This is a genomic window from Nonomuraea cavernae (assembly GCF_014646355.1).
Lineage (GTDB): Bacteria > Actinomycetota > Actinomycetes > Streptosporangiales > Streptosporangiaceae > Nonomuraea > Nonomuraea cavernae.
Map to the genome: position 1 here is coordinate 353,227 of NZ_BMNH01000001.1, position 16,146 is coordinate 369,372.

Consider the following 16,146-nt stretch of genomic DNA (forward strand, 5'->3'; position numbering starts at 1 on the left):
CTTCCTGATCGCGTCCCCAGGTCAGGTCCCGTCTATACGATCAACTGGACAGCCCGATGATGGATGACCATTGCGAACAACCGGTGGCTGAACGTGATCGTCACTCACGTCAGTCGTCGATTCGGCCGGTTCACGCCGGTCAGCGAGAATCAGGTGAGAGGGCCGGTGTTCGTCTCCATCCAGGCCCGAGAACAGGAGCATCCATGATGACCGGATTGGATACCCGCCCCAGTGCGGCTACGTACGAGTTGGAAAAACTCGTCGGCATGGCGTGGCGGGGCCAGATCCGGGTGCCGCACTTTCAGCGTGATTTCCGCTGGAATCGAGCGGACGTGGTCCGCCTGTTCGACAGCATCGTCAAAGGGTATCCGGTTGGCAGCCTGTTGCTTTGGGTACGGTCGGCTCCTCCGAAACGCATCAGACTCGGCGCCCTCCAGATCGAAGCACCACGCATGGACCAGGCATTGTGGGTCGTGGACGGGCAGCAGCGCATCACGAGCCTGGCGAACGCTTTGCACGAGGACGCGGCACACGAGCCACGTTTCGCCCTGGCCTACGACCTGCGCGAGAACGAACGGATGCCCGGGCGTGACATCGGCTTCGTCTCCCGTCCGTCCACAGTCGACCCCTTCGTGGTCCCCCTACCGGTGCTGTTCGATCTGCGCCGGGTGCTGAAGTGGTTCTCGACCTATCCCGAGGCTGCGGACTACCAGGACAAGGCGTTCAACCTGACCACGATTCTGCGCCAGTACCCGATGCCCGCCTATCAGGTCGAGCAGGAGAACGCCGAAGTCCTGCAGGACATCTTCGACCGCATGAACAACTACGGTAAGCGACTGAGCCGGGCCGAGATCTTCTCCGCTCTCTACGCGGGTGACGAGGAGCAGCCGGCGCTGACGATCGACGAGATCTCCGCGCACATTGATGAGCAACTCGACTTCGGCCGGATCGACAATGACACTGTTCTCTACGCGATTCTGGCTCGGCGCGGTCACGACGTCCAGCGCGAGATCCGCCTGGAGTTCGACGACGACGACCGGCGCGGAGTGAGCGATTTTCCGGGAGAGGATCGCGACACTGCTTTCCAGGCAGGCGAAGAGGCCATCCGGCGCGCCGTGCAATTCCTACAGAGTGACGCGGGGGTGCCACATTTCACGCTCCTCCCCTTCCGCTATCTCCTCGTGGTTCTCGCTCGCCTCTTCGCACACTTCCCCGAGCCTGATCCCGCGAACAGACGGCTGTTGCGGCGCTGGTTCTGGCGTGCTGCCCTGATCGGGCCCGAAATCTTCCGCGGAAGCACCACGGGCGCAGTCCGCACACTCTGCGCGAAGATCCATCCGCACGATCTCACCGGATCGGTTCAAGGGCTTCTGAGCACGGTCGACCGGCCCGCTCCGCCCCTGCCCGAACTGCGGCGGTTCAAGACCAACGAGGCCGCTGCGAAGATCACGCTGTGCGCCTGGTGGGCGCTGGAGCCGCGCGATCCCAGCTCGGGTGAGCGGCCCGAGATCGGCGACCTCGCCGAATGCCTCGTTGATCGCCCCACGCCTGCCGACGCCGTCCGGTACGTCGTCCCTTCCAGACTGGTCGACGCCAAATACCGCCTCTGGGCCGCCAACCGTGTCCTCGTTCCCACCATGGCCAGGGAGGCGGGCAAGGACATCGGTGGCCTGCTCGTCACCCCACCACTGTTCCTGGAGGACACCGCGTGGAGCGATGTGCTCGCGTCACACCTCATCTCTCCCGAGGCGATTTCCTTGCTGCGGGCGAGCGAGTTCACCTCCTTCCTCCAGGCTAGGCAGGAGGAACTGGTGCGTAACTTGGCGGGTTTCCTCCAGCGGATGTGCGAGTGGGGCTTCGAGAACACCCCGCCCCTGTCCGAGTTGGTGATCGAAGACCTGCCGGAGGACGAGCAGGCCCTACCGGACGAGGCAGCATATGGCTCTGGCTGAAAACCGTTTCGCCGTACTCCTCGGCGAGGGTCGCGTCGGAACGCTGCTACAGCGTGGCGACCACACGCGCTTCATCTTCAGCGAGGGCTACCTCAGCGATCCACACAGAGCCATACTCGGGCTCGCCTTCGAGCAGAATCTCAGGGGTCGGCAGGCTGCCGCCCTCAGACTTCCGCCCTGGTTCTCCAACCTCCTCCCCGAGGGAGTCATGCGTGACTGGATCGCGACCGACCGGGGGGTGTCGGCGGATCGGGAGATGGAACTACTGGCCCAGGTAGGCCATGATCTCCCGGGTGCGGTCAGGGTGCTTCCGTGTGAAGACGACGATTCCCTCATCGATGAGGTGTGGGGGAGCAGCAGCGAGCACCCCGGCGGGCATCCTGCCGAAGGGCACCAGGAGTTGCGCTTCTCATTGGCCGGCGTCGCGCTGAAGTTTTCCATGCTCGCCGAGAACGACCGCCTCACCTTGCCTGCCTTCGGGCAGGGCGGTGATTGGATCGTGAAACTGCCCGACCGGACCTATGCCGAAGTGCCACGCAACGAGCACGCCATGATGTCCCTTGCCGCAGCCGTGGGGATCGACATTCCTGAGGTGCGGCTCTACCAGCGCGACGAGTTGGACACGCTGCCGTCACGGATGTGGCCAGGAGCGGAGACTTTGGCCTACGCCGTGCGCCGCTTCGACCGCGACAACGATCGGCATCCCATTCACATGGAGGATCTCGCCCAGGTACGAGGGGTGTATCCGAATGAGAAGTACCTCGGCAACTACGAGACGGTGGCCGCGCTGATCTATCGCCGCCGAGATCTCGACGGGTTGCGTGAGTTCGCCCGGCGGCTCGCCTTCACCGTTCTGATCGCCAACGGGGACGCTCATCTCAAGAACTGGTCGCTCCTGTATCTCGATCCACGGGTGCCGACCCTGTCTCCCGCTTATGACCTGGTGTGTACGTCTGCGTACATGGGAGACAACGAGACTTTGGGGATGAAGTTCGCGGGCTCCCGCCGTTTCGACGCGGTCACGGTCCGGACCTTCGAACGACTGGAGCGCCGCCTCGGCGCCGAAGGCGCGGCACTCGCCGACGTCGTGTCAGATCTCGTGAAGAACATTTCCGTGGCCTGGGCACAGCAGTCCGAATCGCTCACCGAAGCACCTCTGATCCGGGACGCCGTCTCCGCAAGCATCCACAGGCGGAGTCGAACACTGCTGAAGACCTGAGGCTGACCGCTGGAGTACGTGAGAACGGGGGCTCGCGGCGGACCGGGGATCAGACCCGGATCTGAAACTGCGAGAAGCACACCACGGCCTTCGTGTGGTCACGCAGGCCGGCGGCCAGGAGCAGATCCCGCTGGGTGTGCAGGATCCGGTAGCGGGGATGGGCCGGCACCACGCCCGGGATGACCACGATGAGCCATCTGCCGGACGCCTCCTTGCGCTTGACGTACTCGATGACGGGGCGGACCACCAGGTGGCGGGGGCTCTCGATGACCTCCAGGCCGACTCCCGGGCTCCAGTCGTCCCATCTCCTGCGGATGTCCTCGGTGGTCTCGGAGCTGTCGGAGGCGGCGACCGCGATGACCTCGTGGCCGAAGGCCAGCGCCGTGCTGAGCGCCTTCTCCGTCAGCGCGCTGACCGCGTGCGTCGGGCTGATCGGGACGATGACCAGCGCGGACGCCGGATCGGGGGCGTGCGGCACCGGCTGGGGCCTGCCCCGTTGGAGCGCCTCGTCGACCTTGGTGTAATAACGCTGGATCCGGCTGAACATCAGCATGAGCAGGGGCACCACCACCACGACCACCCAGGCGCCCTCGGTGAACTTCGAGAAGAGCAGCACCAGGGCGGCGATGGCGGTGATCACGGCGCCCACACCGTTGAGCGTCACCTTGCCCACCCACCTCGGCGGGCGCCGTATCGTCCAGTGGCGGACCAGTCCGACCTGGCTGATGGTGAACCCGATGAACACCCCGATGGCGAACATCGGGATGAGCCGCTGGGTGTCGGCGTCGACCGCGATCAGGAGCACCGCGGCCGTGATCGCCACCGCGGCGACCCCGTACCGGTGGACGGGCCGCTCGGCGCGCAGCGAGAACAGATGGGGCAGGCGGTTGTCCTTGGCCAGCAGGCTCATCAGCACCGGCAGGCCGCCGAAGCTGGTGTTCGCCGCCAGCCCGAGTGCGAACGCGACGATGATGTTGGCCGCGTAGTACAGCCAGCCCGTACCGTAGGCACCGGCCGTGAGCTGGGCGAGGATGGTGACGTCCGCCCGGGGGACCACGCTGTCACGCCGGATGAGGGCGGCCAGCCCGACCAGCATCGTGGCCAGCAGCGCGCCCAGCATCAGCTCCGTCCGCTGGGCACGCCGGACCCTCGGCCGGCGGAACATCGGCACGCCGTTGGCGATGGCCTCCACCCCGGTCAGGGCCGAGCATCCGGAGGAGAACGCCTTCAGGATCAGCAGCACGCTGACCGCCTCGTAGGCCGGCAGCGGCTCCGGTGTCCCGACCATTGCCGCCGGTTGGGTCCGCAGCAGGCCCACGACCACGATGCCGAGGATGGTCGCGATGAACAGCAGAGTCGGCAGCAGCAGCACTTTCGCGCTGTCCGCGAGGCCGTAGAGGTTCACCGCGGTCAGCACGGCAAGCCCCACCAGGCAGGTTTCGAGAAGGTGCGGGGCGAGGACGGGGAACGCGGAGGCCAGGCTCGCGGCGCCCGCCGTCAGGCTGACCGCCACGGTCAGGACGTAGTCCACGATGAGCGCGGCGGCGGCCAGCAGGCTGACCCGCTGACCGAGGTCCTGCTTGGCCACCGCGTACGAGCCGCCGCCGTCCGGATAGGCGGCGATCACCTGGCAGTAGGACGTCACCAGGATGACGAGCAGGAGGGCGATGACGATGGTGATCGGCAGGGTGTAGCCGATGGCGGCGCTGCCCGCGGCGACCAGCACGACGGCGATCGCCTCTGGACCGTAGGCGACGGAGCTGAGCGCGTCGAGGGACAGGGCCACCAGCCCCTGCAGGCTGGTCAGATGCGCCCGGTCACCCTCGCCATGCCGAAGCTGGACCTTCGGCCCCCGCCGGCTGGACAGCAGCCCGCTCGTTGTGGCGACCGCGCGGCCAGCCGGCAGAACCCGGTGTCCCGCGTGCCCGTCCGGATCCCCCGTCCGCACAGCCCCGCCCGATCCATCGTCGTGTGCCCCGAACTTCCCCGATGCCCTATACCCGGCTTCCGGCCATGGCTACCAGCGGAAACGCGACCCGGCGACCGCGCCGATCACGTCTCGAAGCGAGCCGAACGTGTGCGCGGGCAGCATCAGGTCGCAGTACGGCAGGGCGGCCGCCATGCTCGCCACCCGTGGTTCGAAGCCGGGGGCGGCGGCCCGGGGATTCATCCAGATCACCTGGTGCGCCCGGCGGCTCAGCCTGGCCATCGCGGCGCCCAGCTCCTCGGGCGGATCGCCGTCCCAGCCGTCCGAGCCGACCAGCACGATCGCGCCCCTGACCTTCGCGCCGTGGTGCGACGACAGCAGCGCCCGTACGTTGGTGGCGATCCGCGTCCCGCCGAACCGGTCGGTCACCCGCTCGGTCGCCAGCTCGACCGCCGCGGCCGCCGAACGGCTCGCGAGCACGGGCGTCAGACGGGTCAGCGTCGTCCCGAACGCGAACACCTCCGCGTCCACGGTCATCGTCAGCGCCCGCATCAGATGCAGGTAGGCCGAGGCCTGTGCACGCATCGACTGGCTCACGTCGCAGAGCATCACGACTCGCCGTGGCCGCACGACCGGCTCCTTCCCGGCCAGCCGGAACGGCTCCCATCCGGTACGGCGGGAGCGGGTCAGCGTCGCCCGCACCGCGATCCCCCGTCCCTTCCACGACACCCGGAACCTCCGGCTGCGCCGGGTCGGCCAGCTCGCCGCCGCCTCCTCCAGCCAGCCGCCGAGCAACTCGCACTCCCGCTCGTCAAGCTGCTCGAACGGCACGTCGCCCAGCGCTTCGACATCACTCGGCGACAACTCGGGCACACGCGCCGGGCCGTCCGAATCCTCGGCCCCGGCGACCACCGCCGGCAGCGTCGTCCACGGCAGCCCGCCCGCGTCGTCGCCGCCCGCTCGCGCGTCCGGCAGGGGGGCGAACGCGTCGTCCGCGCCGTTCTTCCGGGCGAGCGGCCGGCGCCGGGCGTGCGGGTCGAGCGCGGGACCCGTCGCCTCGAAGATCTCCGCGAACGCCTCGTCGAAGAGCGCGATCTCGGAGTGTCGCCGAACCAGGGTGATGCGGGCCGTCCAGTAGAGCTCCGGCAGCGTCCTGGGTTGCGCCACGTCGATCGCCCGGAGGAAGTCATCGACGCCGGTCAGTCCCACGGGCACGCCCCGCCGCCGCAACCGCGCGGCCAGCGAGGCGGCGAAGGCGGCCCGATCGACACCCGGCAGCATCGCCGGGCGCGTGGGGCGGCTAGGTGACAAGGGTCCAGACGACGATCACGGCCACGATGACGACCACGATCCCGACGACGAGGGGTATCACCCTCTTGTACACCGACCCGCCCGCGACGCTCATGACGTCGAGCGGCTCCACCTCATCATCATCAATGACCCGCCTCCCACCCGCACCAGCGGCCCGCGCGTCGGCCGACGCGACGCCACCCCCGTCCTGTGCGGCGGTCGGCACGGCTGCGTCATCCCGCGCGGGCGACGACTCAGCGACCGGCGCCGTCGCACTGTCAGCGGCGGCCAACGCCGCCGCATCCTCCGCCGACACCGACACGGCAGCGCCATCGGCCGGGCCTGCCGGGGTGGTGAGTTTGGATTCGAGGCAGGTGACGAACTGGGCGAGGAGTTTGGTGGAGACCTCCTTGATCATGCCGCTGCCCAGCTGGGCGATCTTGCCGGAGATCTTGAGGTCGGTGTTCACGGTGACGACGGTGTGGTCGCCGTCGGCACGGAGGTGGGCGGTGATGGCGGCGGAGGCGGTGCCCGCGCCCCGGGAGTCACGGCCCTTGGCGTCGATGACGGCGCGGTGGTTGACGGCGTCCTTCTCCAGGAACCTGGCCGTGCCCGCGTACTGCGCGACGACCGGGCCCACCTTCACCTTGATCTTGCCGGTGTAGACCTCGTCCTCCACGCCGGTGAGCTGGGCTCCGGGCATGCAGGGGGCGATCGCCTCCAGGTCCGTGAGCACCTCCCAGGCTCGTTCGACGGGCACTCCGACCGTGAACTCGTTGTCGATCTTCATTTGGGTGTCTCCTCAGGTCAACTGGTCGAGCGCGGCGGTGATGACCTCGCGGTCGTCCAGGGTCTTCGCGACGGTGCTCAGCGTGCGCAGGACGTCCTCCCTGACCAGTTCGGTCGCGCCGAGCGAGGACAGCGCCGAGACCCAGTCGATGGTCTCCGCCATGCCCGGCGCCTTGTCCAGGTCGAAGCGGCGGATCCGGCCGACGAAGTCGGTGGCCGAGCGGATGAGCGCCTCGTTCGCGCCGGGCACCGTACGGCGCAGAATCTCTACCACGCGCTCGGGGGCCGGGAAGTCGATCCAGTGGTAGAGGCAGCGCCTGCGCAGCGCGTCGTGCAGGTCGCGGCTGCGGTTGGAGGTCAGGACGACGACCGGACGGCGTTCGGCGGTGAACGTGCCCAGCTCCGGGATGGTGATCGACGCCTCGCCGAGGAACTCGAACAGCAACGCCTCGAACTCGTCGTCGGCGCGGTCGATCTCGTCGATCAGCAGCACCGGCGGCTGCGGGCCGCGGTGCCTGACTGCCTGCAGAATCGGGCGTTCCTGGAGGAAGTCCTCGGTGAACAGGTCGGCGTCGTTCAGCCGGTCGTGACGGGCCTCGGCCAGGCGGATGGCCAGCATCTGCCGCTGGTAGTTCCATTCGTACAGGGCTTCGCCGGCGGTCAGCCCCTCATAGCACTGCAGCCTGATGAGCGGGGTGGCCAGGGCGCGGGCCAGTGCCTTGGCGGCCGTGGTCTTGCCGACTCCGGGCTCGCCCTCGAGCAGCAGCGGCCGGCCGAGGCTGAGCGCGAAGAACAGCGCCGCCGCGGTGCCGTCGTCGACCAGGTAGTCGAGCTCGTCGAGGCGGCGCCTGATGTCGTCGGCCCCGGTGAACGCCGGGCTCGTGAGGCCGCCGCTTTCCGCCACTTCGCTACCGCCCCGCCGTCCGCGCGAAATGATCACGGCAGCCCGTGCCGCAGAACCAGACGTCCTCGCCGTCCACGACCAGGTGCGGCGTACCCGCCGAGACGGTCACGCTCATCCCGCACACGGGATCGACCGCGAGCACGGGCTCCTCGCCGGCGCCCACGGACGCGCCCCTCAACGAACCGGATGAACCGACCGAGTCGGGCGAGCCAGGCGTCGCGGGCGGACCCGGCGGTGCCAGGTCGCCGCCGCGGAGGGTGGCGACGATCTCGGCGAGGATCGACAGGGCGATCTCCGGTGCCGTGCGGGCGCCGATCCGAAGACCGGCCGGCGTGTGGATCCGCCGGCGTTCGTCGTCCGTCAGCCCCATCTCGTCGAGTACGGCGGTGCCGCGCCGGTGGCTGGCCACGAGACCGATGTAGCCGGCGCCCGCGTCGAGGGCGGCCCGGATCGCGGCCTGCTCGTCTCGCCCGTGGCCGGCCACCACGACCGCCGAGGCGCCATCGGGCGACCGCCCCTCCGCGGCCCGCCGTACCGTGAAGTCGACCGTCGCGGCGAGGTCGGCGAGGCTCATGGCGATCGGCGAGTCGCCGGACACCCAGAGCACCGGCGGCGGCAGCAGCGGTTGCAGGAAGATCTCCAGGGCGCCGCCCGACAGGCAGGGGTTGACCACGACCCGCGCGCCCGGCGAGTCGGGGAAGTCCTGTTCGCCGGAGGGCAGGACGCGCAGCAGGACGGTACGCCCGTCCTGCAGCGCGCCGAGGGCGGCGGTGCGGACCGAGCTCTCGGCGCACTGCCCGCCGACGAACCCCTCGATGGACCCGTCGGGCAGGATGATCGCGTCGTCGCCCGGGCTGACCGCCGTCGGCAGTTGTGCCCGGACCACGACCGCGTGAACGAAGGGAACCCGGCCGGCGACCAGTTCCTCCATCCGTCTGCTGGACCGCATCGCGTCTTTCCTGTCAGATCGGCGGCGTCGGCACGCCGCGCATGGCGTCCCACACCCGCGAGGGGGTGAGCGGCATGTCGGCGTGGCGGATGCCGTACGGCTTGAGCGCGTCGACGACCGCGTTGACGATCGCCGGCGGGGAGCCGACGGTGGCCGACTCGCCGACCCCCTTGGCTCCGATCGGGTGGTGCGGTGAGGGGGTGACGGTGAAGCCCGTCTCCCAGTCGGGCACTTCCAGCGCGGTGGGGATGAGGTAGTCCATCAGCGAGCCGCCGAGGCAGTTGCCGTCCTCGTCGAACGCGATCATCTCCATCAGCGCCATGCCCACGCCGTCGGTGAGGCCGCCGTGCACCTGGCCTTCGATGATCATCGGGTTGATCCGGGTGCCGCAGTCGTCGACCGCGATGAACCGGCGCACCTTGACGTGGGCGGTGCCGGGGTCGATGTCGACCACGCAGATGTAGGCGCCGTGCGGATAGGTGAGGTTGGAGGGGTTGTAGCAGATCTGCGCCTCCAGGCCGCCCTCGATGCCTTCGGGCAGGTCTCCGGCGCCGTGCGCGCGGAACGCGATCTCCTGGATGGTGACCGACTTGGACGGGTCGCCCTTGACGTGGAAGGAGCCCTTGGTCCAGTCGAGGTCGGCGACCGACACCTCCAGCATGCCCGAGGCGATGATCCGCGCCTTGTCGCGGACCTTGCGGGCGACCATGGCCGCCGCCGCGCCCGACACCGGCGTCGAACGGCTGCCGTAGGTGCCGAGACCGAAGGGCGTCTGGTCGGTGTCGCCGTGGACCACCTCGATGTCGTCCGGCGGGATGCCGATCTCCTCGGCCACGATCTGCGCGAACGTGGTCTCGTGGCCCTGTCCCTGGCTCTGCACGGACAGCCGGACGACCGCCTTGCCGGTGGGGTGGACACGCAGCTCACAGCCGTCGGCCATGCCGAGGCCGAGGATGTCCATGTCCTTGCGCGGCCCGGCGCCGACGGCCTCGGTGAAGAACGCCACCCCGATGCCCATCAGCTCGCCCCGGGCCCGCCGCTCGGCCTGCTCGGCGCGCAGCTCGTCGTAGCCGGCCAGGCGCAGGGCCTCGCGCATGGTCGGCTCGTAGTCGCCCGAGTCGTACACCCACCCGGTCTTGGTCGTGTAGGGGAACTGGTCGGGCTGGATGAAGTTCTTCATCCGGAGCTCGACCGGGTCCATCTCCAGCTCGTACGCCAGGCAGTCGACGATGCGCTCGACCAGGTAGACGGCCTCGGTGATGCGGAACGAGCAGGCGTAGGCCACGCCGCCGGGCGCCTTGTTGGTGAAGACGGCCGTCATCTTGCAGTAGGCGGCCTCGATGTCGTAGCTGCCGGTGAAGACGCCGAAGAAGCCCGCAGGGTACTTGGTCGGCGCGGCGACGCCGTTGAAGGCGCCGTGGTCGGCGAGCACGTTGGTGCGGATGGCCAGGATCCGGCCCTCGCTGGTGGCCGCGATCTCGCCGCGCATGATGTAGTCGCGGGCGAAGCCGGTGCTGGTGAGGTTCTCGGCGCGGTCCTCGACCCACTTCACCGGCTTGCCGGTCACGATCGACGCGACGATCGAGCACACGTAGCCCGGGTAGATCGGCACCTTGCCGCCGAAGCCGCCGCCGATGTCGGGCGAGATGACCCGGATCTTGTGCTCGGGCAGGCCGGCGACCAGCGCGTACAGCGTGCGATGGGCGTGCGGCGCCTGAGTGGTCGACCAGAGGGTGAGCCTGCCCTCGACCCGGTCGTAGTCGGCGACGGAGCCGCAGGTCTCCATCGGCGCGGGGTGCACGCGCGGGTAGACGATGTCCTGGCTCACGACGACGTCGGCCGAGGCGAACACCGCCTCCGTCGCCGCCTCGTCGCCGGTCTCCCAGTCGAAGCAGTGGTTGTCGGTCTTGCCCTCGAGGTCGTCGCGGATGACGGGGGCTCCGGGGTCGAGCGCGGTGCGGGCGTCGATCACCGGGTCGAGGAGGTCGTACTCGACGTCGATCAGTTCGAGGGCGTCGCGGGCGGAGTAGCGGTCCTCGGCCACCACGAAGGCGACCTCCTGGCCCTGGAAGCGGACCTTGTCGGTGGCGAGCACGGCCTGCACGTCGTTGGACAGGGTCGGCATCCAGGCCAGGCCCTGCTCGGCCAGGTCGGCGCCGGTGACGACGGCCTTGACCTTGGGGTGCGCCTGCGCCGCGCTGACGTCGATGCTGACGATGCGGGCGTGCGCGACCGGTGAGCGCAGGATGGCCAGGTGCAGCATGCCGGGCAGTTGCACGTCGTCGACGTAGCGGCCCCGGCCGCGGATGAAGCGCGGGTCCTCCTTGCGCAGCATCCGGCCGTAGCCGAGCGGTTTCTGGTCGTTGTTCTCGAATCCGGCGGGCCGGTGGTCGGTCGCGGTCATGGGGTGGCTCCGCTGGTGACGTCGGTGGCGGGCTCCAGGACGACGGGCTTCTGAGGGGCGGGCTCGTGGTCGGCGGGCTCCCGGTCGGCGGGCTCGTGGTCGGCGGGCTCCCGGTCGGCGGCCTCGTGGGCGGCGGCCCACCGCACGGAGCGGACGATGCTGGCGTAGCCGGTGCAGCGGCAGATCTGGCCGGAGATCGCCTCGCGGATCTCGCCCTCGGAGGGGTCGGGGTTGCGGTCGAGCAGCGCCCTGGCCGTCATCATCATGCCGGGCGTGCAGAACCCGCACTGCAGGCCGTGGCACTCCATGAAGCCGCGCTGGACGGGGTCGAGCTCGCCGTCGCGCTCCAGCCCCTCGACGGTGCGCACCTCGTGGCCGCCGGCCATGGCCGCGAGCACGGTGCAGGACTTGACCGGTTCGCCGTCGAGCCACACGACGCAGGTGCCGCAGTTGCTGGTGTCGCAGCCCCAGTGGGTGCCGGTCAGTCCGAGGTGGTCGCGCAGGAAGTGGATGAGGAGCAGCCGCCCCTCGATCTCCCCGGTGACCTCCTCGCCGTTGACGTTCATGGTCACGTGCATGTCACACCCTCCCGTTGAGCCGGGCGACGGAGCGGCGCAGGGCCCGCCTGGTGAGCTCCATGGCGAGATGGCGTTTGTAGTCGGCGCTGCCCCGCGTGTCGGTGGCGGGGCTGCAGTGCCGCGCGGCGAGGTCGCCGGCCAGCTGGTAGACCTCTTCGGACGGTTCCCGGCCGCGCAGCGCCTCGGAGACGGCGGGCAGCCCGGTGGTGTTGGGGCCGACGGCGGCGAGACCGACGCGGGCGTCGGAGATGACTCCGCCGTCCAGCCAGACGGCCGCCCCGGCGGACACGATCGCCCAGTCGCCCGCGCGCCGCTCGACCTTCTCGTACGCGCTGGACCCGTTGCCCCTGATCGGAACGCGGATCTCGACCAGCATCTCGGCGTCGCCGACCGCGGTCTCGTACGGGCCCCGGTGGAACTCCTCCATCGTGACGACCCGTTCGCCGCCGCTGTTGCGGATCACGCAGCTGGCCCCGAGCGTGGTGCACACCGCGGACAGGTCCTCCGACGGGTCGGCCTGGCAGAGCGAGCCACCGAGGGTGCCCCGGTTGCGGACGACGGGGTCGGCGATGACGCGCTCGGCGTCACGGAAGATGGGGAAGGTGTCGGCGAGCGCCTCGGACTCCAGCAGCTCTCGGTGCCGGGTCATCGCGCCGATGCGGATCTGGGTCTGCTCCACCTTGATGTAGCCGAGCTGGGCGTGCAGATCGTTGATGTCGATCAGGTACTCCGGCGTGGCGAGCCGGAGCTTCATCATCGGGAGCAGACTGTGGCCGCCCGCGACGAGTCTCGCGGAGTCTCCGAGCCGCTCCAGGAGCCCGATCGCGTGATCGACACTCGTGGCGCGTTCGTACTCCAACGGCGCTGGAACCTGCATCCAACACCCCTTCGCTGGTCGTGGAGGCCAAGTGGAACGCCGCGCACCGGGGATGTCAACGCCCACCTAAGGTTTCCCTTAATAAGGTCGCCCAGCGCTTTCCCTACTTCCGACATAGCGGGAAAAGTCGTCACATAAAAGCACTCCAAACTGTGATAAAGCAGGCGCCTGTTGGAGTTGGAGACCCTTGTAGGCTCTCGCGCGTGACAACGGCTCCCTCCCGGCTGCCGCCCCGGCTCTGGACCGCGGTGATCGTCCTCGGCTTCGTCGGTCAGGTGGCCTGGACCGTCGAGAACATGTATCTCAACGTGTTCGTCCACGACACGATCAGCGACGACCCGCGCGTCATCGCGGCCATGGTGGCGGCCAGCGCGGTGGCCGCGACGCTGGCGACGCTGGTGATCGGCGCCTCCTCCGACCGGACGGGCCGGCGCAGGGTGTTCGTCTCGGCCGGATACGTGTTGTGGGGTCTGTCCACCGCCGCTTTCGGGCTGGTCACCGTCGACGCCCTCGCCGGGGTCGGCCCCGTGGCCGGCGCCGTCACCGCCGCCGTGCTGGCCGTGATCGCGCTCGACTGCCTGATGTCCTTCCTCGGGGCCGGCGCCAACGACGCCGCCTTCCAGGCGTGGGTCACCGACGTGACGCGGCCCGACAACCGCGGCCGGGTCGAGTCGGTCCTGGCGATCATGCCGCTGGTGTCGATGCTGGCCGTCTTCGGCGCCCTCGACCCCCTCACCCGGGCCGGCGAGTGGCGGCTGTTCTTCCTGCTCGTCGGCGGCGCCATCACCCTGGTCGGCCTCGCCTCCTGGTTCCTCGTCCAGGACCGGCCGCACCTCGTCCGCCAGCGGGGCGGCTACCTCGCCTCCGTGCTGCACGGCCTGCGGCCCTCGGTGATGCGCGCCAACCCGCCGCTCTACCTCGCGCTGTCCGTCGCGGCGCTCTCGGGCATCGCCACGCAGATCTACCTGCCGTACCTGATCATCTACGTCCAGCGCTACCTGCACATCGAGGCGTACGCCGTCGTGCTCGGGGTGGTCCTGACCGGCGCCTCGATCGTCAGCGTGGTCGCCGGCCGGTTCATCGACCGCGTGGGCAAGGTGCGCTTCCTGCTGCCGGCCATCGGGGTGTACGGGCTGGGTCTGCTGCTGATGTGGGCCGTGCGCGGCCTGGTCCCCGCGATAGCCGCCGGGCTGGTGCTCATGTCCGGCCTGATGCTGGTCATGGCCCCGGTCGGGGCGATCATCCGCGACCACACGCCCGCCGACCGGGCCGGGCACGTCCAGGGGCTGCGGATGGTCTTCGGCATCCTCATCCCGATGGTCGCCGGCCCCTTTCTGGGCGCGCTGGTGATCAGGGGCGCCGACGAGTACTACGAGGACCTGGGCGTGCTCAAACAGGTGCCCACGCCGGCCATCTTCCTGGCCTCGGCCGCGATGCTGGTGCTGGTCGTGCCGACCGTGCTCGCGCTGCGCAGACGGCAGGCGACGACGTGAACCCGCCCACGCCCTGGGGCGCCGCGCTCGACCCCGACGCGATCCTGCCCGAGTATCCCCGGCCGCAGCTCGTCCGCGACAGCCACCTCAACCTCAACGGCCGCTGGGAGTACGCCATCACGCCCGCCGGCGAGGAACCGGCCGAGTACGACGGGGTCATCCTGGTGCCGTTCTCGCCGGAGTCGCCCCTGTCGGGCGTCGAGCGGCAGCTCCAGCCCGACCAGACACTGTGGTACCGGCGCACCCTCACCCTGCCCGACGGCTTCCTGCCCGCCGACGGCCGGCCGGTCCGGGTGCTGCTGCACTTCGGCGCGGTGGACCAGACCTGCCGGGTGCTGCTCAACGGCGTCGAGGTGGGCGGCCACACCGGCGGCTACCTGCCCTTCACCTGCGACCTCGGCGAGGCCCTGACCGAGGGCGCCAACACCCTGGTCGTGCAGGTGCGCGACCTGTCCGACACCGGGCACCACGCGCGCGGCAAGCAACGGCTGAAGCGCGGCGGCATCTGGTACACCGCCCAGTCGGGCATCTGGCAGACCGTCTGGGCCGAGTGCGTGCCGGCCCTGCACGTGGAACGACTGACCCTCACCCCGCACCTCGGTGACTCCTGCGTCGAGGTGACCGTGCACGCCTCGGGAGCGGGCGACGCCGACGTCGAGCTGCGCGCCGACGGGACCACCGTGGCCCGCGCCACCGTCCCGGCGGGCCATCCCGTCCGCCTGCCCGTCCCCGACCCGAGGCCGTGGACGCCGGAGGACCCCTTCCTGTACGACGTGACGGTACGCCTCGGAGACGACCGCGTGGACGGCTACGTCGGGCTGCGTTCGTTCGCCGTGGGACCCGACGCCGACGGCGTGCCCCGGCTGACGCTCAACGGCGCCCCCTACTTCCACGCCGGCATCCTGGACCAGGGCTACTGGTCCGACGGCATGTACACCGCGCCCTCCGACGAGGCCATGGTGCACGACATCGCCACGATGAAGCGGCTCGGCTTCACCATGCTGCGCAAGCACATCAAGATCGAGCCGCTGCGCTGGTACTACCACTGCGACCGGCTCGGCATCCTGGTCTGGCAGGACCTGGTCAACGGCGGCGGCCACTACCACCCGCTGGTGATCACCGCGCCCGCCGTCACGCCGCTGCGGCTCAGCGACCGGCGGCACCGGTGGTTCGGCCGCGCCGACGAGGATGGCCGGGCCCGGTTCCGCGCGGAGCTCCACGAGACCGTGGAACACCTGCGCAACGTGGTGAGCCTGGCCGTGTGGGTGCCGTTCAACGAGGGCTGGGGCCAGTTCGACGCGGCGGAGATCGCCGCCGAGCTGGCCGAGCTCGACCCCACCCGCACGATCGACCACGCCAGTGGCTGGCACGACCAGGGCGCGGGCGACCTGCGGAGCCTGCACGTCTACTTCCGCCGCTTCCGGGTGCCGCGCCGCCGCGACGGCCGGGTCCTGGTGCTGTCGGAGTACGGCGGCTACGGCCTTCGGGTGGACGGGCACACGTTCAACGACCGCAACTTCGGCTATCGCAGGCACGACACGGCCGAGGAGCTGGGCGAGGCGTTCGAGCGGCTGCACGAGGAGCAGATCGCGCCGGCCATCCCCCTCGGGCTGAGCGCGACCGTCTACACCCAGCTCTCCGACGTCGAGGACGAGCTGAACGGCCTGCTCACCTACGACCGCAGGGTGCTCAAGCTCCCGGAGGAGCTGGTCCGCCGGGTCAACGCCCGCCTCCGCCTGGGCTGACGGCCCGGCCGTCCACGAA

12 protein-coding genes are annotated in these 16,146 nt (G+C 69.8%); 4 read left to right on the top strand and 8 right to left on the bottom strand.

Features of this window, described 5'->3' with window-relative positions; translation table 11 throughout:
* Positions 1-203 precede the first annotated feature (203 nt).
* Positions 204-1,952, top strand: a complete 1,749-nt coding sequence (locus IEY82_RS01635) for a DUF262 domain-containing protein (protein ID WP_189122119.1) — start codon at positions 204-206, stop codon at positions 1,950-1,952.
* The gene (locus IEY82_RS01640) at positions 1,939-3,171 is read left to right on the top strand and encodes a type II toxin-antitoxin system HipA family toxin (protein ID WP_189122120.1); all 1,233 of its coding nucleotides are present in this window, start codon (positions 1,939-1,941) and stop codon (positions 3,169-3,171) included. The genes IEY82_RS01635 and IEY82_RS01640 overlap by 14 nt, the downstream gene beginning before the upstream one ends.
* Before the next feature lie 49 nt (positions 3,172-3,220).
* Here IEY82_RS01640 and IEY82_RS01645 read toward each other — a convergent pair whose 3' ends face one another.
* From IEY82_RS01645 to IEY82_RS01680, 8 genes are all read right to left on the bottom strand, one after another.
* On the bottom strand, positions 3,221-5,119 hold the full coding sequence (locus tag IEY82_RS01645; protein WP_225261988.1) for an APC family permease: 1,899 nt from the start codon (positions 5,117-5,119) through the stop codon (positions 3,221-3,223).
* A gap of 69 nt (positions 5,120-5,188) precedes the next feature.
* A complete protein-coding gene (locus tag IEY82_RS01650) occupies positions 5,189-6,379 on the bottom strand; it encodes a vWA domain-containing protein (RefSeq protein WP_189122121.1) in 1,191 nt (396 codons plus the stop codon).
* A gap of 19 nt (positions 6,380-6,398) precedes the next feature.
* On the bottom strand, positions 6,399-7,178 hold the full coding sequence (locus IEY82_RS01655; RefSeq protein WP_189122122.1) for an SRPBCC family protein: 780 nt from the start codon (positions 7,176-7,178) through the stop codon (positions 6,399-6,401).
* A 12-nt stretch (positions 7,179-7,190) separates the two neighbouring features.
* Positions 7,191-8,081 (bottom strand): AAA family ATPase, encoded by an 891-nt coding sequence (locus IEY82_RS01660; RefSeq protein ID WP_189122123.1) that lies wholly within the window; start codon positions 8,079-8,081, stop codon positions 7,191-7,193.
* A gap of 4 nt (positions 8,082-8,085) precedes the next feature.
* Positions 8,086-9,030, bottom strand: coding sequence for an XdhC family protein (locus IEY82_RS01665; protein ID WP_189122124.1), 945 nt, complete (start codon positions 9,028-9,030; stop codon positions 8,086-8,088).
* 13 nt (positions 9,031-9,043) lie between these two features.
* The gene (locus IEY82_RS01670) at positions 9,044-11,434 is read right to left on the bottom strand and encodes an aerobic carbon-monoxide dehydrogenase large subunit (protein ID WP_189122125.1); all 2,391 of its coding nucleotides are present in this window, start codon (positions 11,432-11,434) and stop codon (positions 9,044-9,046) included.
* Positions 11,431-12,012 carry a (2Fe-2S)-binding protein gene (locus IEY82_RS01675; RefSeq protein WP_225261990.1) on the bottom strand — a complete coding sequence of 194 codons (582 nt, stop codon included), beginning with the start codon at positions 12,010-12,012 and terminating at the stop codon, positions 11,431-11,433. Before IEY82_RS01675 ends, IEY82_RS01670 begins: the two co-directional genes overlap by 4 nt.
* A gap of 1 nt (position 12,013) precedes the next feature.
* Positions 12,014-12,889 (bottom strand): FAD binding domain-containing protein, encoded by an 876-nt coding sequence (locus tag IEY82_RS01680; RefSeq protein ID WP_189122126.1) that lies wholly within the window; start codon positions 12,887-12,889, stop codon positions 12,014-12,016.
* 203 nt (positions 12,890-13,092) lie between these two features.
* Between IEY82_RS01680 and IEY82_RS01685 the strand changes: the two genes are divergently transcribed.
* Together IEY82_RS01685 and IEY82_RS01690 are read left to right on the top strand one after the other, a co-directional pair.
* A complete protein-coding gene (locus IEY82_RS01685) occupies positions 13,093-14,382 on the top strand; it encodes an MFS transporter (RefSeq protein ID WP_225261992.1) in 1,290 nt (429 codons plus the stop codon).
* On the top strand, positions 14,379-16,127 hold the full coding sequence (locus IEY82_RS01690; RefSeq protein ID WP_189122127.1) for a glycoside hydrolase family 2 protein: 1,749 nt from the start codon (positions 14,379-14,381) through the stop codon (positions 16,125-16,127). The genes IEY82_RS01685 and IEY82_RS01690 overlap by 4 nt, the downstream gene beginning before the upstream one ends.
* Positions 16,128-16,146 lie beyond the last annotated feature (19 nt).